The sequence below is a fragment of the Bradyrhizobium sp. UFLA05-108 genome, assembly GCF_059803455.1.
Genome location: NZ_JBANAZ010000007.1, coordinates 65,131 through 83,322 on the forward strand (window position 1 = coordinate 65,131; position 18,192 = coordinate 83,322).

Annotated in this window: 16 protein-coding genes; 4 read left to right on the plus strand and 12 right to left on the minus strand. The window is 64.2% G+C overall.

The window, feature by feature from the left end; all coding sequences use genetic code 11:
• Window positions 1-40: 40 nt before the first annotated feature.
• The 5 genes from SO140_RS07125 to SO140_RS07145 form a co-directional block, all read right to left on the minus strand.
• Complete coding sequence (locus SO140_RS07125) at window positions 41-460, minus strand: DUF1801 domain-containing protein (protein ID WP_449376867.1); 420 nt, start codon at window positions 458-460, stop codon at window positions 41-43.
• The gene (locus SO140_RS07130; RefSeq protein WP_449376868.1) at window positions 460-1,320 is read right to left on the minus strand and encodes an AraC family transcriptional regulator; all 861 of its coding nucleotides are present in this window, start codon (window positions 1,318-1,320) and stop codon (window positions 460-462) included. The genes SO140_RS07125 and SO140_RS07130 overlap by 1 nt, the downstream gene beginning before the upstream one ends.
• Before the next feature lie 108 nt (window positions 1,321-1,428).
• A complete protein-coding gene (locus tag SO140_RS07135) occupies window positions 1,429-3,195 on the minus strand; it encodes an adenylate/guanylate cyclase domain-containing protein (protein WP_474800844.1) in 1,767 nt (588 codons plus the stop codon).
• An 86-nt stretch (window positions 3,196-3,281) separates the two neighbouring features.
• The gene (locus SO140_RS07140) at window positions 3,282-3,554 is read right to left on the minus strand and encodes a DUF2312 domain-containing protein (protein ID WP_254099882.1); all 273 of its coding nucleotides are present in this window, start codon (window positions 3,552-3,554) and stop codon (window positions 3,282-3,284) included.
• A gap of 195 nt (window positions 3,555-3,749) precedes the next feature.
• Entirely contained in the window at window positions 3,750-4,052 is a 303-nt protein-coding gene (locus tag SO140_RS07145) for a DUF1244 domain-containing protein (RefSeq protein WP_449376870.1), read from the minus strand.
• A gap of 160 nt (window positions 4,053-4,212) precedes the next feature.
• Between SO140_RS07145 and SO140_RS07150 the strand changes: the two genes are divergently transcribed.
• Both SO140_RS07150 and pyk read left to right on the plus strand, forming a co-directional pair.
• A complete protein-coding gene (locus SO140_RS07150) occupies window positions 4,213-4,815 on the plus strand; it encodes a DUF1036 domain-containing protein (RefSeq protein WP_449376871.1) in 603 nt (200 codons plus the stop codon).
• Entirely contained in the window at window positions 4,812-6,248 is a 1,437-nt protein-coding gene (gene pyk, locus SO140_RS07155) for a pyruvate kinase (protein ID WP_449376872.1), read from the plus strand. Before SO140_RS07150 ends, pyk begins: the two co-directional genes overlap by 4 nt.
• Before the next feature lie 6 nt (window positions 6,249-6,254).
• On the opposite strand, the gene SO140_RS07160 is transcribed toward pyk, so the two are convergent.
• From SO140_RS07160 to SO140_RS07170, 3 genes are all read right to left on the minus strand, one after another.
• A complete protein-coding gene (locus SO140_RS07160) occupies window positions 6,255-6,932 on the minus strand; it encodes a TetR/AcrR family transcriptional regulator (protein ID WP_027521917.1) in 678 nt (225 codons plus the stop codon).
• Between the two features lie 144 nt (window positions 6,933-7,076).
• A complete protein-coding gene (locus SO140_RS07165) occupies window positions 7,077-8,312 on the minus strand; it encodes a glycosyltransferase family 87 protein (protein ID WP_449376873.1) in 1,236 nt (411 codons plus the stop codon).
• 92 nt (window positions 8,313-8,404) lie between these two features.
• Window positions 8,405-8,569, minus strand: coding sequence for a Flp family type IVb pilin (locus tag SO140_RS07170; protein ID WP_027521915.1), 165 nt, complete (start codon window positions 8,567-8,569; stop codon window positions 8,405-8,407).
• A 333-nt stretch (window positions 8,570-8,902) separates the two neighbouring features.
• Here SO140_RS07170 and SO140_RS07175 point away from each other — a divergent pair, with 333 nt between their 5' ends.
• The gene (locus SO140_RS07175; protein WP_449376874.1) at window positions 8,903-10,420 is read left to right on the plus strand and encodes a hypothetical protein; all 1,518 of its coding nucleotides are present in this window, start codon (window positions 8,903-8,905) and stop codon (window positions 10,418-10,420) included.
• Between the two features lie 103 nt (window positions 10,421-10,523).
• The gene (locus tag SO140_RS07180) at window positions 10,524-12,026 is read left to right on the plus strand and encodes a hypothetical protein (protein WP_449376875.1); all 1,503 of its coding nucleotides are present in this window, start codon (window positions 10,524-10,526) and stop codon (window positions 12,024-12,026) included.
• Between the two features lie 15 nt (window positions 12,027-12,041).
• On the opposite strand, the gene SO140_RS07185 is transcribed toward SO140_RS07180, so the two are convergent.
• The 4 genes from SO140_RS07185 to ybgF form a co-directional block, all read right to left on the minus strand.
• A complete protein-coding gene (locus tag SO140_RS07185) occupies window positions 12,042-13,247 on the minus strand; it encodes an ABC transporter substrate-binding protein (RefSeq protein WP_449376876.1) in 1,206 nt (401 codons plus the stop codon).
• Between the two features lie 440 nt (window positions 13,248-13,687).
• Complete coding sequence (gene ftsH, locus SO140_RS07190) at window positions 13,688-15,610, minus strand: ATP-dependent zinc metalloprotease FtsH (protein WP_284268825.1); 1,923 nt, start codon at window positions 15,608-15,610, stop codon at window positions 13,688-13,690.
• Between the two features lie 242 nt (window positions 15,611-15,852).
• The gene (gene tilS / locus SO140_RS07195) at window positions 15,853-16,923 is read right to left on the minus strand and encodes a tRNA lysidine(34) synthetase TilS (RefSeq protein WP_498542396.1); all 1,071 of its coding nucleotides are present in this window, start codon (window positions 16,921-16,923) and stop codon (window positions 15,853-15,855) included.
• Window positions 16,924-16,998: 75 nt separating this feature from the next.
• A complete protein-coding gene (gene ybgF / locus SO140_RS07200) occupies window positions 16,999-18,027 on the minus strand; it encodes a tol-pal system protein YbgF (RefSeq protein WP_449376878.1) in 1,029 nt (342 codons plus the stop codon).
• Window positions 18,028-18,192: the final 165 nt, after the last annotated feature.

Sequence of the window (18,192 nt, forward strand, 5' to 3'; positions counted from 1 at the left end):
AAGATTCCCGGATTACGCAACGCTCCATCCGGGCTGCGAACTATCTCCGGCCGCGGCGATCGAGATGATATGTGAGCGCCAGCGACAGGCAGACCGCGAGCGGCTGCTTCGCTAGCGTGCCCGAAACAGGCAGCAGCAATGCCCGGTTCTGGCGATATTCGAACTGATCCGGAAAACGCTCGCGAAACGCTTCGATCAGCGTCGTCTTGCAATTGAACAGGACAGCGGCGTGATCATCGGACTCTTTCACGCGGCCGAGCCGTATGGTGCTTCCGCTTCCGGAATGTTCGGTGAGATAGGCCGGCTCGCCCCATTTCAACGTCTCGGTCAGCGCACCGACGTCGTCGAGCGCCCTGGCGGTCGCGAAGATGAGCTTGCGCACGTCGAGAAGACGCCGGCGGATCGGCGGTGGAAAGGCTTCGAAGGCGCGGCTCACCTCGCGCGGTAGTGGGGGCACCATCACGGCCGATCGCTCAGTGGCAGATGGATGGCGGTGAGGAGATCGCTGGGCGCTACCTCCATCGGATTGTTGCGATACGTCTCGAAGATGGGTGCATCGTCGCTCTCATGGCCTGATGATGGCAACCAAACGCCGAGCAGCCAGCGATAAGCGTCCTTCATGTCGGCGTACGGCCCCCTATAGGAGAGCCGCGCGTACACGCCACCGCGCAAGGTCATGGCTTCCAGAGAGGACGGAACAATCACGTCATCCGCAACCGGCGTACACGCCTTCGAGCGCAATTGATCGACGGCAACGAGATCGGGATCATCCAGGAAAGCTGCCCGCATCTCCTGGCCGGGCTTGAGCAACCGGCGAGATCCCAGCTCCGAGAATAGGCGTGTCATCGCCTTGTCGATCTGCATGTAGGATCCAACATGTAGCGCGGCCGCACAGCGCGTCGGAGGCAGCGCCACGATGTCGACGGGAAACTCTTCGGCGTCCTGCTCACGCGTCGCGGCCTTGAACGCCGCGTGGCTGCCATTGGCGCGGTAGTCGGCCGGCGTCATGCCGTAGGCGTCTCTGAACGCGCGCGCAAAGGCGTCAACGGCGCCATACCCGGCCCGCTCCGCTATCGCCTTGATCGGCTCGCTCGAATTGGCGAGACGGTCCGCAGACCGAAGCAGGCGCAGGCGACGCATCGTTGCAGTGATCGTCTCCCCGCGCATCGCCACGTAGATGCGATGCCAGTGATAGCGCGAGATGCACGCGATCTCGGCGAGGTCGTCGAGGCGAATGTCATCGTCCAGATGCGCATAGATGTGGTCGACGACACGCGTCAGGCGCGCCTCATAGCTTGCTTGCGTTTGCGGTCTATTCATCGGCCCCGATCTCGATCTGCCCTGCGACAGTATCGCACGGAGCATTCCGACAAATCTTGCGGATTTGCGGGTAGCGGCTGCATCGGCAGCGCGCCGGTAGCTCAGCAATCAGGCCGGCAGGCCGGCCCCGCGAAGGCCCGTCTCGTAGCGCTGACGGTCGACCTCGCGCTTATAGTGCTGGCTGATGACATGATTGGCGACCGAAAATGCCGGCTCGCGCTTGAGAACCTCGGCCGCGTGGGCGCCGGCCGCAACCGCGTTGCCCATCTGCGCGAAGATCGCGGCGAGGAAGGCATGATGGGTATGGTCGGGCCGCGTGATCCGTGAAAAAGCTTCGGCGGCTTCGGCATATTTCTCGGCACAATAATAGGCTCGCCCGAGATGGCTCCAGAAGCGTTCGGGGTGATAGGGATTGAGCCGCATCGCCTTCTTGATCCAGTCGATGCCTTCCTCCGGCCGGCCTAGCCAGGTCAGCAGCTCGCCCTGCTGCACCACCACGAGATCATAGTTCGGGTTGAGCGCGAGGGCCCGTTCCTGATGGTAGGCAGCCCTGTCATGGTCGTCGCGGTTCAGATTGAGCGCGGCGAGGATGCGATGGACGTCGCTGTCATTGTCGTCGAGCGCCAGCGCGGTCTCGAGCTCGGACGACACGTGCTGGAAGGTCAGGTCGCGATCCGCACACCAGCCGTAGACCCAGGTCTGGCCGAGGACGCATGCCTTCCAGGCGTGCGCATGGGCGTAGTTCGCGTCGAGCGAAAGCGCGCGGTCGAGCAGAGACTGCGCGTGCGCATTGTCGTCGCGGTTCGAGCGGTGGTGCAGGATCTTGGCGGCCAGCACGCATTCGTAGGCCGCCATATTGTTGGTCGGCTTGCGTTTCGCGCGATCATGGCTCGCCGCCTCGACGCGGCCGGGCAGCGTCGCGGCGATCGCGCGGGTCATCTCGTCCTGGATCGCGAAGATGTCCTCGAGCTCGCGGTCATAGCGATCGGCCCAGATGTGCCGGTCGGTCTCGGCGTCGATCAGCTGCACGGTGACGCGCACGCGCCCTCCCGCCTTTCGCACGCTGCCTTCGACGACATAGTCGACGCCGAACTCGCGGGCGACGTCCAGCACCTTCACCGCCCTGCCCTTGTACACGAAGGTCGAGTTGCGGGAGATGACCAGCAGATCGTGGAAGCGCGACAGCTCGGTGATGATGTCTTCGGTCAGGCCGTCGGCAAAAAACTCCTGCTCCGGATCGCCGCTCATGTTGGCGAAGGGCAGCACGGCGATCGAAGGCTTCTTCGAAACGCCCGGCGCGGGCGCGGTGTCCGTCGCCCCGTCCAGCGCGCCCGCCATCTCCTGGTTCAGCCGCACGCGGAAGACGCGGATGGGTCGCGCGATGTTCTTGACGTTCTGCTCGCCCAGATCGTCGAAGTCGATGCCATCGAGACGCTGGCCGAGCTGGTCGCGAACCGCGCTCGAGATGCAGATGCCGCCAGGTTCGGCCAGCGCCTCCAGCCGGGCTGCAACGTTGACGCCATCGCCGAAAATGTCGTTCTGGTCGACGATCACGTCGCCCAGATTGATGCCGATGCGAAACTGTATCCACCGTCCAGCCGCAACGTCGGCATTACGCCGACCCATGCGGCGCTGAACCTCGGCCGCGCAAAGCACGGCGTCGACGACGCTGTGGAATTCGACGAGCAGGCCGTCGCCCGTGGTCTTGATGATGCGTCCGCGATTGCGGCTGATAACCGGATCGATGAGCTCGATCCGGTGGGTCTTGAGGCGCGCGAGCGTGCCGGCCTCGTCGGCCTCCATGAGACGACTATAGCCGACCATGTCAGCGGCGAGGACCGCGGCGAGCCTGCGCTCTGGTCCAGGCGCATCCATTACTCGGTCCCTTCACCGAGCAGCTTAGCAGAGAAGCGGATTTTGCCTAGGTTTGGTACGCCGCAATTGAAAGGCCGTACCGGCCGTCAGAGCATTCCCAGCGCCTGCATGTACGTCTCGAGGATCGTTTCGGCCTCGGCGCGCTCGTTGGGGTCCTGCTTGCGCAGGCGCACGATGGTGCGCAGCGCCTTCACGTCGTAGCCATTGCCCTTGCTCTCGGCATAGACGTCGCGGATGTCGTCGGAGATCGCCTTCTTCTCTTCCTCCAGCCGTTCGATGCGCTCGATGATGGAGCGGAGTTGATCCTTGGCGAATTTCGTGGCGGGCGCTTCTTCGTTGACGGCGGTGGCAATGGCCATCTCGTACTCCTGATGGAACTGGCAAGGTGAGGTAACGCCGGCGTCCTCGCACCGCGCGTGCTGGTTTGACCCTTAGGTTTGCCAGCCGTTACGTCAAGGCAGCATCGCGCTCGTCCACAGCGCACCCACATCTTCGTGTCGCGGCGAGCCAAAAACCGGTTGTGCTGCGAACGACTCTACCCCTCGAAGCGGGGCTCAATGCCCGGGATGGACCTTCTTCATGGCCTCGAGCTGCTCAGGCGTGGCCGTGCCCTGGTACTTCGCCTTCCAGGTCTCATAGGGCATGCCGTAGACTGCTTCGCGGCTCTCGTCCTTGCTGAGAGCCACCCCCTGGGCGTCGGCGGCGTCCTTGAGCCAATTCGACAGGCAATTGCGGCAGAAGCCGGCGAGATTCATCAGATCGATGTTCTGGACGTCGGTCCGCGCCTTCAGATGCTCGACCAGGCGCCGAAAGGCCGCCGCTTCGAGCTCTGTTCTGGTTTTGTCGTCGATTGTCATGACGATGACCTCGCTGTCCGGACTGACCGTTACGGGACTAGGTAGGCCTTTGTCACAGATTTTGCCATATCCCGGTGCAAACGGGACCCTTGGACGGTCGTTGGGCAGTTCCCGCGCTCTACGCCAAATCGTCAATGATCTGATATAGCTTCCCGCGACAATGATCGCCGAATCTCCCGCCTTCCAGCGCCTCTCCACATGGCTCGTCCGCCTCGCCCCGGCGCTGGCGATTGCGTTGCTGTGCCTGTCGGCGAGCCCCGCCTCGGCCGACTTCCGCCTCTGCAACAACACCTCGAGCCGGGTCGGGATCGCGCTCGGCTACAAGGACGCAGAGGGGTGGACCACGGAAGGCTGGTGGAACATCTCGTCCCGCTCCTGCGAGACGCTGCTGCGGGGCACGCTGGTCGCCCGCTACTATTACATCTACGCGATTGATTACGACCGCGGCGGTGAATGGTCGGGCCAAGCGTTCATGTGCTCGCGGGACAAGGAGTTCACCATCCGCGGCACCGAGGACTGCCTCGCCCGCGGCTACGACCGAACTGGCTATTTCGAGGTCGACACCGGCGAGCAGCGCGCCTGGACGGTGCAACTGACCGACGCCAACGAACAGCCTTCGCAGCAGCGGGTACCTGGCCTGCCGGGACCGGTTGGCCCGGGTGGCGGCGTTCCGGGTTTGCCCAATAGCCCGCCGGGTGCTACGCCCCCGGGCTCGCCTGGCCTCGCGCCAGCACCCCCGCCCCCGCCTGGAAATAAGCCATGAGGCGACTTCGCCGTATCAAGATTCTCGCGACCCTGGGACCTGCCTCTTCGGACCTCGCGACGATCCGCCGCCTGTTCGAGGCCGGTGCCGACATCTTTCGCATCAATATGAGCCACACCCCGCATGACAAGATGCGGGAGCTGGTGGCGACGATCCGCAATGTCGAGTCCAGCTATGGGCGGCCGATCGGCATCCTGGTCGACCTCCAGGGACCGAAGCTCCGGCTCGGCTCGTTCGCCGAAGGGGCCGTGCAGCTCCAGAACGGCCAGACCTTCACGCTGGACTCCGACAAGGCGCCGGGCGACACGACCCGCGTCCACCTTCCGCATCCGGAGATCCTGGCTGCGCTCCGGCCCGGCCATGCGCTCCTGCTCGATGACGGCAAGGTGCGGCTGATCGCGGAGCAAACCACGAAAGAGCACGCGGTGACGCGCGTCGTGGTCGGCGGCAAGATGTCGGACCGCAAGGGCGTCAGCCTGCCCGATACCGACCTGCCGGTCTCGGCGATGACGCCGAAGGACCGCGCCGATCTCGAGGCGGCGCTGGTGACCGGCATCGACTGGATCGCGCTGTCCTTCGTGCAGCGTGCCGACGACGTCATCGAGGCCAAGAAGATGATCCGCGGCCGTGCCGCCGTGATGGCCAAGATCGAGAAGCCGCAGGCGATCGACCGCCTCGCCGACATCATCGAGGCCTCCGATGCGTTGATGGTGGCGCGCGGCGATCTCGGCGTCGAGCTGCCGCTGGAGCGCGTGCCGAGCCTTCAGAAGCAGATGACGCGGATGGCGCGCCGCGCCGGCAAGCCGGTGGTGATTGCGACCCAGATGCTGGAATCGATGATCCAGGCGCCGGTGCCGACCCGCGCCGAGGTCTCCGACGTCGCGACCGCCGTCTATGAAGGCGCCGACGCCATCATGCTGTCGGCCGAATCGGCTGCCGGCAAGTTTCCGGTCGAAGCGGTCTCGACCATGAACCGCATCGGCGAGGAGGTCGAACGCGACCCGACCTATCGGTCCGTGATCATGGCCCAGCGGCCGGATCCGGAAGCGACAGTGGGCGATGCGATCGCGGACGCCGCGCGCGTGATGGCCGATACGCTCGACCTGCCGGCACTGATCTGCTGGACCAGCTCCGGCTCGACCGCGATCCGCGTGGCGCGCGAACGTCCAAAGGCGCCGATCGTCGCGATCACGCCGAACATGACGACGGGACGCAAGCTCGCGGTGGTCTGGGGCGTGCATTGCGTGGTGGCGGAAGACGCGCGCGACCAGGACGACATGGTCAACCGCGCCGGCCAGATCGCGTTTCGCGATGGCTTTGTCCGCGCCGGCCAGCGCGTGATCATCGTCGCGGGCGTGCCGCTCGGCATCCCCGGCACCACCAACATGGTGCGGATCGCCTCCGTCGGCCCCGAGGGCGACGCGAATATGTGAGGGGCCTTAAGCCCCCACCAATGCCTTCGCCGGCAACACCGTCTGCTGCACCACGAGGCCACGGGCGCGGGCATCCATCACGCCAACGGCACGCAGCGCCAGCAGCGTGACCGTCTGTACGGCATCGCGCAGCTTGACCGGATCCTCCAGATTGTCGGGCGCGAGCGGCCCGACCAGCGCCTCGTGCAGCGCCCCGAGCAGCGCCGTTGCCGCCAGGGCAGTATCCTGCGCCGGCAGGTGGCCGGCACGCACGGCAGCGTCGATCCGGGAGGCGATTTCGCCCGCGATTTCGCGCCGGCTCGCAAGCCTGGAGGCACTGACATCGACGTCGACGGGCTCGGCCAGAATGCCCCAGGCGAGCTTGCGTTGGGAAAGCGTGTGCACCGCAACCGTGGTAACGGCCGCCGCCAGTGCCGAGGACGGACCGGGCGCGGCGTCGGCCGCCCGGCGAATCGCGGCGAGTTCGTCGCGCGACACTTCGGCAATCAGCTCGGAGATCAGATCGGCTTTCGAAGGGAAATAGCGGTAGACCGTTCCCGCCGCGACGTTGGCCCTGATCGCGACCGGGGCGATCTGCACCGCCACCATGCCGCCTTCCGCTGCCGCCTCCCGTGCCGCCGCCAGAATGGCGCTGCGCCGGGCAGCTAGGCGTTTCACCACTTGATGGGTCCGCCGGTAAACCATGGCGCGCTTCCTGTCCCCACGCGCCTGGCCGCGCGTTTCGGCCGAACGATTCTTCACTGTTTTCGCTGCAAATCGCCCGCAAGAACTGAACAACTATTCAGAGCGGATGACAAGACCTCAAATGTGCGAAGTTGATCTGCCAGCTCAAGACGCGGCAGTGGACGAGGCGAGGCCCGCCGGGGACGCCGGCAGCTCACGCCAATCGGCGACCGCACGGGCGACGATGAGCGCGGCAACGATCAGCGTCGCCGCAAGCCCGACGGGGATTTTCAGAAACGGGAAGCTCGCAAGCAGCGCAAGCATGAAGCCGAGCGCACAGGGCTCGTAAGCACGGAAGCCATCATCATATCCGGCACGCACAAGCCAGGCGACAGGAATGGCCAGCACCGCGAAATCATACATGTACGTGTAGGGCGAGCACAGCAGCGTGCCGGTCGCAAGCGCAGCCGCCTTCAGCGCGTAAGGCACCTTGCTGCGCCACATCAGCACGAGCCCGATCGCGACGGCAGAAGCCACCACCGCCTGCAATGCCCAACCGAGCGTCTCGCTACCGCCAAGACAGCGCACCATCGCGAACACGCTCTGAAGCCTCAGCCAGGATTCCGCCCCCTCAGAGAGAACCGCCTTTGAGATCATTGGCATCCAATGCAAGAATGCGACCCAACTCTCGACGCCAAACACGAGCATCGACGTCAGCACAACGCACACCGCGGTAATAGCCGCCGAGACGAAGACTTTCCATTCTCCGCTCGCGACAAGGACAAGCGGAAACAACAGGCCGTATTGCGGCTTGTAGGTGAGAAGGCCCAGACAAATTCCAGCAAGCACCTGATGACGCGGCAACAGATACAGCGTGCCGCCGATCAGGCTGGCAGTCAGAAAGCCGTTCTGCCCGATCGCAAGATTGTCGAAGGTCGCGGGAAACGCAATCGCAAGCATGACACCGAAGCTGCGCCCGACGATCGCGCGCATCAGCGCGACATAGGGCAGCATGCTGGCGAAGGCCCAGCCCGCGAAAGCCACGGCATAAGGAAATTGCGCGAGGAAGGCGGCGACGAACAGGAACGGCGGCGGATAATGCCACGCGAAATAGCCGGAGAAATCCTGCCCGAGCACGGCGACCTCGACCTGCTTCTGCACCTGCCAGTCCCACGCCTGTATCGCGTTGCCGTCGAGCGCCAGCCTGCCGGCGGCCCACACGTTCACGAAGTCGGTGGGGTTACCCAACCCGTTCGCGTCGTAGATCCAGGAGTGCGAGATATAGGCGAGCGGGAAATGCAGCAGCGTGAGAACAAGCAGCACGAGGCAGACGTTGAACAGCACGGACGGGACCGAGCCTGGCCGCAGGCCTGACGGCGGACTCAAAGCGAGTTCGGCCATGCTGCATTCCCCTCAACTCGTCGCGCGCAGCGGCTGAAATGAAAGAGCCCCGGAATCCCGGGGCTCTTCGAATTCACGTCGATCGTCCAAACTTACTTCAGGCTGGACGAGATCGAGCCGAACTTGGAGTTCAGCGAGGTGCCGAGGTTATTGACCACGGTGATGATGGCCAGCGCGATGCCGGCGGCGATCAGACCGTATTCAATAGCGGTGGCGCCGGATTCATCCTTCACGAAGCGCGCAACGAGGTTTTTCATAGACTGCTCCAAAGAGTACACAAGGCTACAACTAGTCTGGTCTGACCGGCTTCCCAGCGCCGCGCGACCATGGAACCGACCGTAGCGACAAAGAATTGCACCGCAGTTAATTCGTCCGCGGAAACATGCAGCGGTTTGCGTGTATTCCGTGATGGTAAACCGAAATTGAAAACAACCGGTTAAATCGTCCGGAAACGAGCGAGCGCCGTCGATTTACCTGAATTTATATCTGGCGTGATCTAACGGGCACCGACAGCCGTAAGTGCTGCATCGAACGGAGGCGTGGTGTCCATTTCAACTGCCATTGGCGTCGAAAGCCAAAGCCGCAACAGGATGCTGCTGCCGATCTGCCTCGGCGCCTGCACTTACCTGTTCTTCTTCGCAATCGGCGATTACCTGCTGCAGGATTCCGATACGTATTGGCACATCAAGATCGGACAGTGGATCATCGACAATCGCGCGCTGCCGTATTCGGATGTTTACTCGTTCACGCGGCTGGGTGAACCCTGGACATCATCTGCCTGGCTTTCGGAGGTGCTCTACGCCGCAGCGTATTCGTCCCTCGGCTGGGGTGGACCGGTCATCCTCGCCTCGCTGGCGATTGCTGCGACGGTGGCGATCTCCGTTTACCTGCTCACCGCGCATCTTGGGCAGGTCCGCGCCGTCGCAATCGCGATGCTCGCCCTGGCGATGTCGATGCACCACCTCATCGCACGCCCGCACGTGCTTGCGATGCCGATAATGGTCGCATTTGTCGGCGGGTTGATGGCCGCTGCCGACCGTCGCAGCGCGCCGTCATGGCTGTTGCTGCCGCTGGTGCCTCTCTGGGTCAGCATTCACGGAGGTTTTGTTCTCGGGCTGGTGTTGATCGGCCCTATCGGCCTGGAAGCGCTCTGGGCCGCAAAGTCCGAGCAACGGCTCAAATTGGCAATACGCTGGGCGCTGTTCGGAATAGCCGCGGTCGCAGCGACCTGCGCCACGCCCTATGGTTGGCATTCACCACTTGGCGCGTTCAAGATCCTCGGTCTCGGTGAACTTCTCTCGAACATTTCAGAGTGGAAGTCCGCCGACTTCAGCTCATTCAGCTTCTTCGAAGGTGCACTGCTGTTCCTGATCGGAATGGCGTTCTACAGGGGACTGGTCCTGTCGCCGCCCCGCATCATGCTCTTGTTGGGCCTGATCTGGATGGCATTGACCCACAACAGACATATCGAAGTGTTTGCATTCCTGGCACCGCTCGTTCTGGCGAAGCCGTTCGTTGAGCAGTCAGTTCTCGCAGGAAACGCCGCCATCCGGCAGAATCAAGAACGTTCTTCGCCCTACATTACGATGCTGGCGGTTCTGACGATTGTCGCCGCTGGCTCGACATCGACCGTATCCTATCTCGCGCGTCATTCCTTCACGTTCGGACAGGCGCACACCCCCGCAGCCGCAGTTGAGGTTCTGCAGCAGCAGCATGTGTCGCGAATCTTCAACCAGCCAGAATTCGGAGGCTATCTTATTAGCCAGGGAATGCGGCCGTTCATGGATGGTCGCGCCGAGCTCTACGGCGAAAAGTTCGTCATGAGGTATGCCAAGGTCATTGAAGGGCGCAACGTCAAAGACCTGCTTGCATTGCTCGACGAATACAAGATCGAAGCAACGTTGTTCTTTGCCGATTTTCCCGCTCCTCAGATTCTGGACCACATTCCCGGCTGGAAGCGGATCTACACCGATGATCGCTTCGCCGTGCACATCCGCGAAAATCGTCCGCAAGCCGGTGCAGCCGCCGCTCTCGAAAGCCCAAATGAGCCGGCAACTCGCCCGGCGCCTGTAGTTCTTGAGGCGCCCGCCCCTCCGGCTACTCGCTAAGGATAGCGAGGGCGGGTGCCGACTGACCGGAAATTATGACCACCATGATCCACTACCGGCGCCAGAGCTGATGGACCGGAGCAATCAGGGCAACGATACGGGAATGTCCCTTTCCTTCACCACAAGCGTTACGATGCAGAGCCGCGCGCGAGTTCTGGTGCCGCTCTGCGTCGGCGCGGGCGCCTATCTCTGCTTCCTCTTTGTCGGCGACACGCTGCTCCAGGATTCCGACTCGTTCTGGCAGATCAAGATCGGGCAATGGATCCTCGATCATCGCGCGCTGCCCTATACGGACATCTACTCCTTCACGCGGCCAGGCCAGCCCTGGATATCCACCTCATGGCTGTCGCAAGTGCTGTTCGCGAGCTCCTATGGACAATGGGGCTGGGCGGGACCGGTGATCCTCACCACGGTTGCGATCGCGCTCACTGTCGCAATCTTCGTCTATCTGCTCGACGCCCATCTCGAACTTCCGCGCTCGGTGCTGTTTGCGATGCTGGCGCTGCTTTTGTCACTGCATCACCTGCTCGCTCGTCCGCACATCCTGGCGCTGCCCGTCATGGTGCTGTGGGCCGGCGTGTTGATGGCGGCCGCCGATCGCAGGAGCGCACCGTCATGGCTCTGGCTGCCGTTGATGGCATTGTGGGCGAACCTGCATGGCGGCTTCGTTCTGGGTCTGGCGTTGATCGGTCCGATCGCGCTCGAGGCGGTCGAGCATGCCGAAAAAGGACGACGGATTCAGCTATTCCTGCGCTGGATGCTGTTCGGCATCGCCGCGCTGGTCGCAAGCTGCGCCACGCCTTATGGCTGGAGGACGCTATGGGGCGCGACCAACATCCTCAACCTCGGCGAACTGCTGACGGTCATCTTCGAGTGGATGCCAGCGAATTTCGCCTCGTTCTCGGCGTTCGAAGGCGCGCTGCTTGGCCTCATCGCCATCGGCTTCTATCGCGGCATCGCGCTCTCGGCGCCGCGGATTTTCCTGATCCTGTTCCTGACCTGGAGTGCGCTGACGCATGTCAGGAGCATCGAGGCATTTGCGTTCCTGGTGCCGCTGGTGCTGGCAAAGCCGCTTGGGCAATTGTCGCCGCGCTCCGCATCGGACTCGGGCAATGACGAAATCTGGCCGGCCCGCTACGTCACCGTAACAGGCGCGCTGATGATCCTGGCAGCCAGCTGGACCTCGACGGCGATCTATATGGGACATCACCGCTTCGCGTTCACGATGTTCCAGACGCCGGTCGCTGCGGTCGACCTGCTCGAGCAGCGCAAGGCGCAGCGGATCTTCAACGCCTACCAGTTCGGCGGCTATCTGATCTCGCGCGACGTCCCGGTCTTCGTCGACGGCCGCGCCGAGCTCTATGGCGAGAAATTCGTGATGGACTTCTTCAAGGCGACGGAAGGCAAGAAGCCCGAACTCCTTCCGCGCCTGCTCGACGAGTACAAGATCGACGCGACGCTGCTCGTTGCCGATGCGCCGGGCCCGCAGATCCTCGACCAGCTCAAGGGCTGGAAGCGGATCTACGCGGACGACATCGCGGTGATCCATGTGCGGGACGACGCGGCAGGCGCGGCCGCCGCGCCTTCGCCCGCGACATCGAAATGAGCGGACGGGCGCTCTTCAATTCCCCGTCTGCAATTCGCCAAAACGCTCCCAGCTCTTGCCGTTGAAGCGCATGAACTGCATCTGATCGACCGGCACGTGATCGGTCGTGCCAGTGTTGATCTTGATGCCGGGTAGCAGCATCGGCAGCTCGAGATCGTGGATCGAGAACGCCTGCTTCAGGATGTTCTCCGTCGACAGATCATCGCCGCAGGCCTTCAGAACCGCCTCCAGCGCCATCGCGCTGTTGTAGGAATTGACATAATTGGTGTCGTGCTGATCGGCTTCGGGCACATACTTTGTCATGAACTCCCGCCAGCCCTTCACACCCGCGTCGTCCCTCCAGGCAGGATCGTCGGGGTCCTTCACATAGGCGGTGGAGAGAATGCCGACGCCGGCCTCGAGCCCCGCCGGCTCCATCACGGTCGACACCCAGACCGCGACATTTGAGAGAAACGTCATCGGCCGCCAGCCGATCTCGAAGGATTTTCGGATCGCTTGCGCCGCGAATTTGGGCGTCGCCGCGATCACGAAGACGTCGGCGCCTGATGCCTTCAGCTTCACGATCTGGGAATCGATGGTCGGATCCTGGACCTCGTAGGTGGCACCGGTGACGACGGCATCGTATTTCTCGCCGAGAACATCCTTCAGGCCTGCGAGGTAGTCGCGGCCATAATCGTCGTTCTGCGAGATCACCGCGAACTTCGCGGTCGGGTTCTTGGCCAGCGCATAGCGCGCATAGAGCCGCGCCTCGTAGCGGAACGGCGCCTGCACACCCATCGTCGCCTGCGGATATTGCGCGATATCGGCGAACTTCGAGGCGCCCGACGCCAGGAAGAGCTGCGGGACGTTCTTGCCCTGGAGATATTTTGCGATCGCCGTGTTGTGCGCCGTCCCGATGGAGGAGAAGATCAGCGCGACCTCGTCGCTCTCGACCAGCCGCCGCGTCTGCTCCACCGTCTTTGGCGGTGCATAGGAATCGTCGAGCGAGATCAGATTGACCTTTCGGCCGTTGATGCCGCCTTTCTCGTTCAGCATCCTGAAATAGCCGACCTCGCCCTTGCCAAGCGCACCGAACGCCGACACCGGCCCGCTATAGGGCATGGTCTGGCCGATCCTGATCTCGGTGGCGGTAACGCCGCGCATCTCGGCGGCGATGGAGGCCCCGGTCAACATCAGGAATGAAACGGCGCCAAGCGCACCCAATGCCGTCGCCAAACGCATCGACCTCCCCCTCCCCTTTGCCTGGTGCGGTCAAGCCGCGCCTTTGTTTGAGGGAACATGCCATGAGAGCCGACGGGACGCCAATCATTACAGCGTCGGGATCGTAGGGTGGGCAAAGCGTCAGCGTGCCCACCACTTCCATGCTGATCCCCGAGAGACGGTAGGCACGGCGCAAGAGCGCCTTTGCCCACGCTACGGAGCTGCGCTGCGTCCGGAGCACACGGCCTGGGTTTCGCGTACAGCTGCACAACATCGTCATTGCGAGCGCAGCGAAACAATCCAGAGTCTTTCCGCAGAGGGATTCTGGATTGCTTCGCGCAGCCTGTCATCGGGCCGCGCTTCGCGCGGACCCGGTGGCTCGCAATGACGACGGGGGCGGAGTTGCCAACAAAAAACGCGGCGTTGCCGCCGCGTTTTTCAATTCGATCTGCCGCTTGCGGTTACGCCTGCGGCTGCGGCTCCAGGCCGGGATCCGGATCGGGCCGCGGGCGCGACTTGCCGGCCGGCGGCACGGCCGAAGCGCGCGGTGTGCTCGGCTCGAGCACGGACTCGCGGTTCGGCTTCTTGCCCTTGAGGAGATCGACGATCTCATCTCCCGTCAGCGTCTCGAACTCGAGCAGGCCCTTGGCCAGCGTCTCGAGGTCGGCATGCTTCTCGGTGAGAATGCGGGTCGCCTCCTTGTAGCCTTCCTCGACGAGGCGCTTGATCTCGGAGTCGATCTTCTGGACCGTCGCTTCGGACGCGTTCTGCGTCCGCGACACCGACATGCCCAGGAACACCTCGTCCTGGTTCTCGCCGTAGGAGACCGTGCCGAGCTCTTCCGACAGGCCCCAGCGCGTCACCATCATGCGGGCGAGGCGCGTGGCCTGCTCGATGTCGGAGGCGGCACCCGAGGTCACCTTCTCGCGGCCGAAGATCAGCTCTTCGGCGACGCGGCCGCCCATCATGATGGCGAGGCGCGAGGTCATCTGCTCCAGCGACATCGACAGCTTGTCGCGTTCGGGGAGCTGCATGACCATGCCGAGTGCGCGGCCGCGCGGAATGATGGTCGCCTTGTGGATCGGATCAGTCGCCGGCACATTGAGGCCGACGATGGCGTGGCCGCCCTCGTGATAGGCCGTCAGCAGCTTCTCTTCCTCGGTCATGACGAGCGACTTGCGCTCGGCGCCCATCATCACCTTGTCCTTGGCTTCCTCGAACTCGGCCTGGGTCACCATCCGCTTGTTGCGGCGGGCCGCGGTCAAGGCAGCCTCGTTCACGAGGTTCATCAGGTCGGCACCGGAGAAGCCGGGCGTGCCGCGCGCGATGGTCTTGAGGTTGATATCCGGCGCCAGCGGCACCTTGCGGACGTGAACCTTCAAAATCTGCTCGCGGCCGACGACATCAGGATTGGGCACCACGACCTGACGGTCGAAGCGGCCGGGACGCAGCAGCGCGGGATCGAGCACGTCGGGACGGTTGGTCGCGGCGATCAGGATCACGCCCTCGTTCGCCTCGAAGCCGTCCATCTCGACCAGCAACTGGTTCAGCGTCTGCTCGCGCTCGTCATTGCCACCGCCGAGGCCGGCGCCACGGTGACGGCCGACGGCGTCGATTTCGTCGATGAAGATGATGCAGGGCGCGTTCTTCTTCGCCTGCTCGAACATGTCGCGCACGCGCGAGGCGCCGACGCCGACGAACATCTCGACGAAGTCGGAGCCGGAAATGGTGAAGAACGGCACGTTGGCTTCGCCCGCGACCGCGCGCGCGATCAGCGTCTTGCCGGTGCCGGGCGGGCCGACCAGCAGCACGCCGCGCGGAATGCGGCCGCCGAGCCGCTGGAATTTGCCGGGGTCACGCAGGAATTCGACGATCTCCTGGAGGTCCTGCTTGGCCTCGTCGACGCCGGCGACGTCCTCGAAGGTGACGCGGCCATGCGCCTCGGTCAGCATCTTGGCCCGCGACTTGCCGAAGCCCATCGCCTTGCCGGCGCCGCCCTGCATCTGGCGCGACAGGAAAATCCACACGCCGATCAGCGCGATGAACGGCAGCCAGGAGACCAGCAGCGAGACGAACCACGGCACGTTGTCGCCCGGCGGCTTCGCCGTGATCTGGACCTTGCTGTCATAGAGGCGCTTCACCAGCGTCGGATCGTTGGGCGCATAGGTCTGGAAGCTCGAGCCGTTGGTGAAGGTCCCGTGAATCTCCGGCCCCTGGATGACGACGTCGCGTACATTGCCCCGATCGACCTCACTCAGGAGTTGCGAGAAAGCGATATCCTGGGAGGAGGCGCGCTGGCCGGGATTCTGGAAGAGCGTGAACAACGCCAATAGCAGCAAGACAATGATGACCCAGAGGGCGAAATTGCGCAGATTGGCGTTCATCGATCTTCCTTCGTGGTCGCGCGGATCGCGGCCCTATTCCTTGGGCAAGCTAGAGAAAATCCCCAAGGAATCCTCTCGGTTAGACGAATACAATTTAGGTGCCGCCCCGGTCGCTGCCAAGGGAACGAGATGGGACTATTTATCCCATCTTAGCCCGATTCCCGCTGAAATAATGGCGGGTCCGGCTGGGTTTTTCCGGGCTGGTTAAGGTGTTCTGAGGGATGGGACCGAGCGCGCCGGTGTCATGATCCGCCCCTGACACGCCGGGCCGGCGCCGGCGCGATCAGGATGCGCCCCCGGGACAGGCTGATGAGGGCCCCCGCGAGCGTCTGCTTGATCTGCGCCCGACTGGTTCCGACGTTGCGCCGGCCCGTGCCCTCGGCGATGCCGCGGTCAAGGACCGCCAAGAGAGCCTCGATCTTGCCCAGTTCCGCCGGCCCCTCGTGCCCAACGGCGTCGATCGCCCGCATCAGGAGCCGCAGGCGCACCTCCTCGGGCAATGCAGCGAAGGCCGAGACCTCGAAGCTTCGCGCAGGCGCATCGGGCAGTGGGCGATCGCGATCCCTCAAAGCGAGGAAGCGCTCGGCGCCGTCGGCCAGCACGTCGATGGCGGCATTGGCTCGGGAGAGCCGCGTGGCGAGCCGGGCCAGGCTGCGCGCGCTGCCGCCCTCGGCGGCAAGCTGCGGCAAAAGCGCCCGCAGCCGTGGGCGCGTGAAGGCGGTGTCGCGGTTGGTCGGATCGTCAGCGAAAGCGATATTGGCGCGCTTCAAGGTTGCGATGAGCTGCGCCTTCGGCACGTCGAGCAGCGGACGCGCCAGCGCGATCCCGTCCCGCTCCGTGATGGGCGCCATCGCGGACAGGCCGGCGATGCCGCTGCCGCGCAACAATCGCATCAGCAAAGTCTCGGCCTGGTCGTCTCGGGTGTGCGCGGTGAGCACATGGGTCGCTCCGGTCGCACGCGCGGCCTGCATCAGCAGGCGATAGCGCGCGTCACGCGCAGCGGCGGGCACACCGGTCTTCGGCTTGGCGCCGGTCCAGCGCATCGTCCGATGCGGCAGATCGAGCGAGCGCGCCAACTGCTTGACGTCGCGGGCCTCGCGCGCCGCTTCCGGTCGAAGGCCATGATCGATGGTGACGGCGATGAGCTGCGGGCCGCGAGTGAGGCTCTTGCGCCAGCGCGCGGCAAGCCACATCAGCGCGAGCGAATCCGGACCGCCTGAAACCGCGAGCACGAGCGCCGGCGCGCGTCTCAGATCGGCGAAGAGCAGCTTCGCCTCGCGCGCCGAAATCGGAGAATTGTCGTCGTCTGACATGACGCTGCCCGCAGGATGGCGCGCCTATTTAGCGCAGGGTCATCCGCATTGTCAGCGCTCAATGAGATAGAGCGGCTAGCACTTCACCCGCTTCTGCTCGCGATCGACGGCAGCCTTGACGCCGGCGGAGGCGCGCGGGAATTTGCGGCCGACCTCGCCGAAGGCCGCGCAGGCGGCTTCCTTCTCCTTCAACGCGGCCAGCGACTGGCCGAGCCGCAGCAGCGAGTCCGGGGCCTTTGCAGACTTCTCATACTTCGTGGTGACGGCGAGGAAGGCCTCCGCGGCATCACGATATTGCTGACGCTGGAAGTAGCTCTCGCCGAGCCAGTATTGGGCGTCGCCGAGCAGGGGATCGCTCGGATATTTCTGCGTGAAGCTCTTCATGGTCTGCTCGGCCAGCGCATAGTCCTTGCGCTGCATGTAGCCGATGCCGAGATCGAACTCGTCGCGCGGCGATTGCGATGGCGGCTGGGTCGCCGGACCGCCGCCCGCGGCCGGCGCCGGATAACCGGGCTGCGCCGCCGGGTAGCCGGGCTGCGCGGCCGCTTGCGGATAGCGGCCGCCGGTGTTGGCGAGATCGAGTGGCTCGCCGGCGCCGCGGCCGCCGGGCGCACCGGCCTGGGTGCTCTGCTGCATCGGCATCTGACCGCCGCCGAGCGCGCGCGGCGCGCCCGGTGCACTCGGATTCTGGTTGGGATCAAACGCATCACCGCGGCGGCGAGTGCCGGGCGCTCCAGGCGCCGGCTGCTCCTGCACGATCGGCGCGGGCGCCGCGACCTGCGGCTCATAGGCTGGCTGCTGCACCGCCTGCTGCTGTTGCCGATAGCCCGGCGCTGCTGGCACTGCCGCGACATTGGGCTGTGCCGGCGCCTGTCCGGGCGCCCCTTGCGCGCCCCCCTCGAGCTGCCGGAGGCGCTCCTCGAGCTGGCGGTTGCGATATTGCAGCTCTTCGTTCTGGCCAGTGAGCTGGCGGAGCTGGTTCTCAAGCCGTTCGATCCGCATCTCCGGGTCGGCATCGTCCGACTGCGCGAAGACGGGCGAGCACAGCGAAAGCAGCGCGGCGATCGCCACAGTGCCGGTAAAAGCCTGGAATCTGGATGACATCTTGCCCTGACGACGAAAGCGACGTGGCGCACGGCGGACAATTCGCCGCGCGAGACATAGGGAGACGGAGTACGCCAAAAATGTGACTGGTACCAAGGGCTTTCTAAGACCTGATCCGAGAAACGAAACCGGCGCCCGAGGGGGCGCCGGCAAATCAGGTTTCCT

Excerpts from the sequence above, each read along its gene's own strand:
- SO140_RS07125 (WP_449376867.1), bottom strand. The coding sequence starts at position 460 with ATGGTGCCCCCACTACCGCGCGAGGTGAGCCGCGCCTTCGAAGCCTTT.
- SO140_RS07130 (WP_449376868.1), bottom strand. The coding sequence starts at position 1,320 with ATGAATAGACCGCAAACGCAAGCAAGCTATGAGGCGCGCCTGACGCGT.
- SO140_RS07135 (WP_474800844.1), bottom strand. The coding sequence starts at position 3,195 with ATGGATGCGCCTGGACCAGAGCGCAGGCTCGCCGCGGTCCTCGCCGCT.
- SO140_RS07140 (WP_254099882.1), bottom strand. The coding sequence starts at position 3,554 with ATGGCCATTGCCACCGCCGTCAACGAAGAAGCGCCCGCCACGAAATTC.
- SO140_RS07145 (WP_449376870.1), bottom strand. The coding sequence starts at position 4,052 with ATGACAATCGACGACAAAACCAGAACAGAGCTCGAAGCGGCGGCCTTT.
- SO140_RS07150 (WP_449376871.1), top strand. The coding sequence starts at position 4,213 with ATGATCGCCGAATCTCCCGCCTTCCAGCGCCTCTCCACATGGCTCGTC.
- pyk (WP_449376872.1), top strand. The coding sequence starts at position 4,812 with ATGAGGCGACTTCGCCGTATCAAGATTCTCGCGACCCTGGGACCTGCC.
- SO140_RS07160 (WP_027521917.1), bottom strand. The coding sequence starts at position 6,932 with ATGGTTTACCGGCGGACCCATCAAGTGGTGAAACGCCTAGCTGCCCGG.
- SO140_RS07165 (WP_449376873.1), bottom strand. The coding sequence starts at position 8,312 with ATGGCCGAACTCGCTTTGAGTCCGCCGTCAGGCCTGCGGCCAGGCTCG.
- SO140_RS07170 (WP_027521915.1), bottom strand. The coding sequence starts at position 8,569 with ATGAAAAACCTCGTTGCGCGCTTCGTGAAGGATGAATCCGGCGCCACC.
- SO140_RS07175 (WP_449376874.1), top strand. The coding sequence starts at position 8,903 with ATGCTGCTGCCGATCTGCCTCGGCGCCTGCACTTACCTGTTCTTCTTC.
- SO140_RS07180 (WP_449376875.1), top strand. The coding sequence starts at position 10,524 with ATGTCCCTTTCCTTCACCACAAGCGTTACGATGCAGAGCCGCGCGCGA.
- SO140_RS07185 (WP_449376876.1), bottom strand. The coding sequence starts at position 13,247 with ATGCGTTTGGCGACGGCATTGGGTGCGCTTGGCGCCGTTTCATTCCTG.
- ftsH (WP_284268825.1), bottom strand. The coding sequence starts at position 15,610 with ATGAACGCCAATCTGCGCAATTTCGCCCTCTGGGTCATCATTGTCTTG.
- tilS (WP_498542396.1), bottom strand. The coding sequence starts at position 16,923 with ATGTCAGACGACGACAATTCTCCGATTTCGGCGCGCGAGGCGAAGCTG.
- ybgF (WP_449376878.1), bottom strand. The coding sequence starts at position 18,027 with ATGTCATCCAGATTCCAGGCTTTTACCGGCACTGTGGCGATCGCCGCG.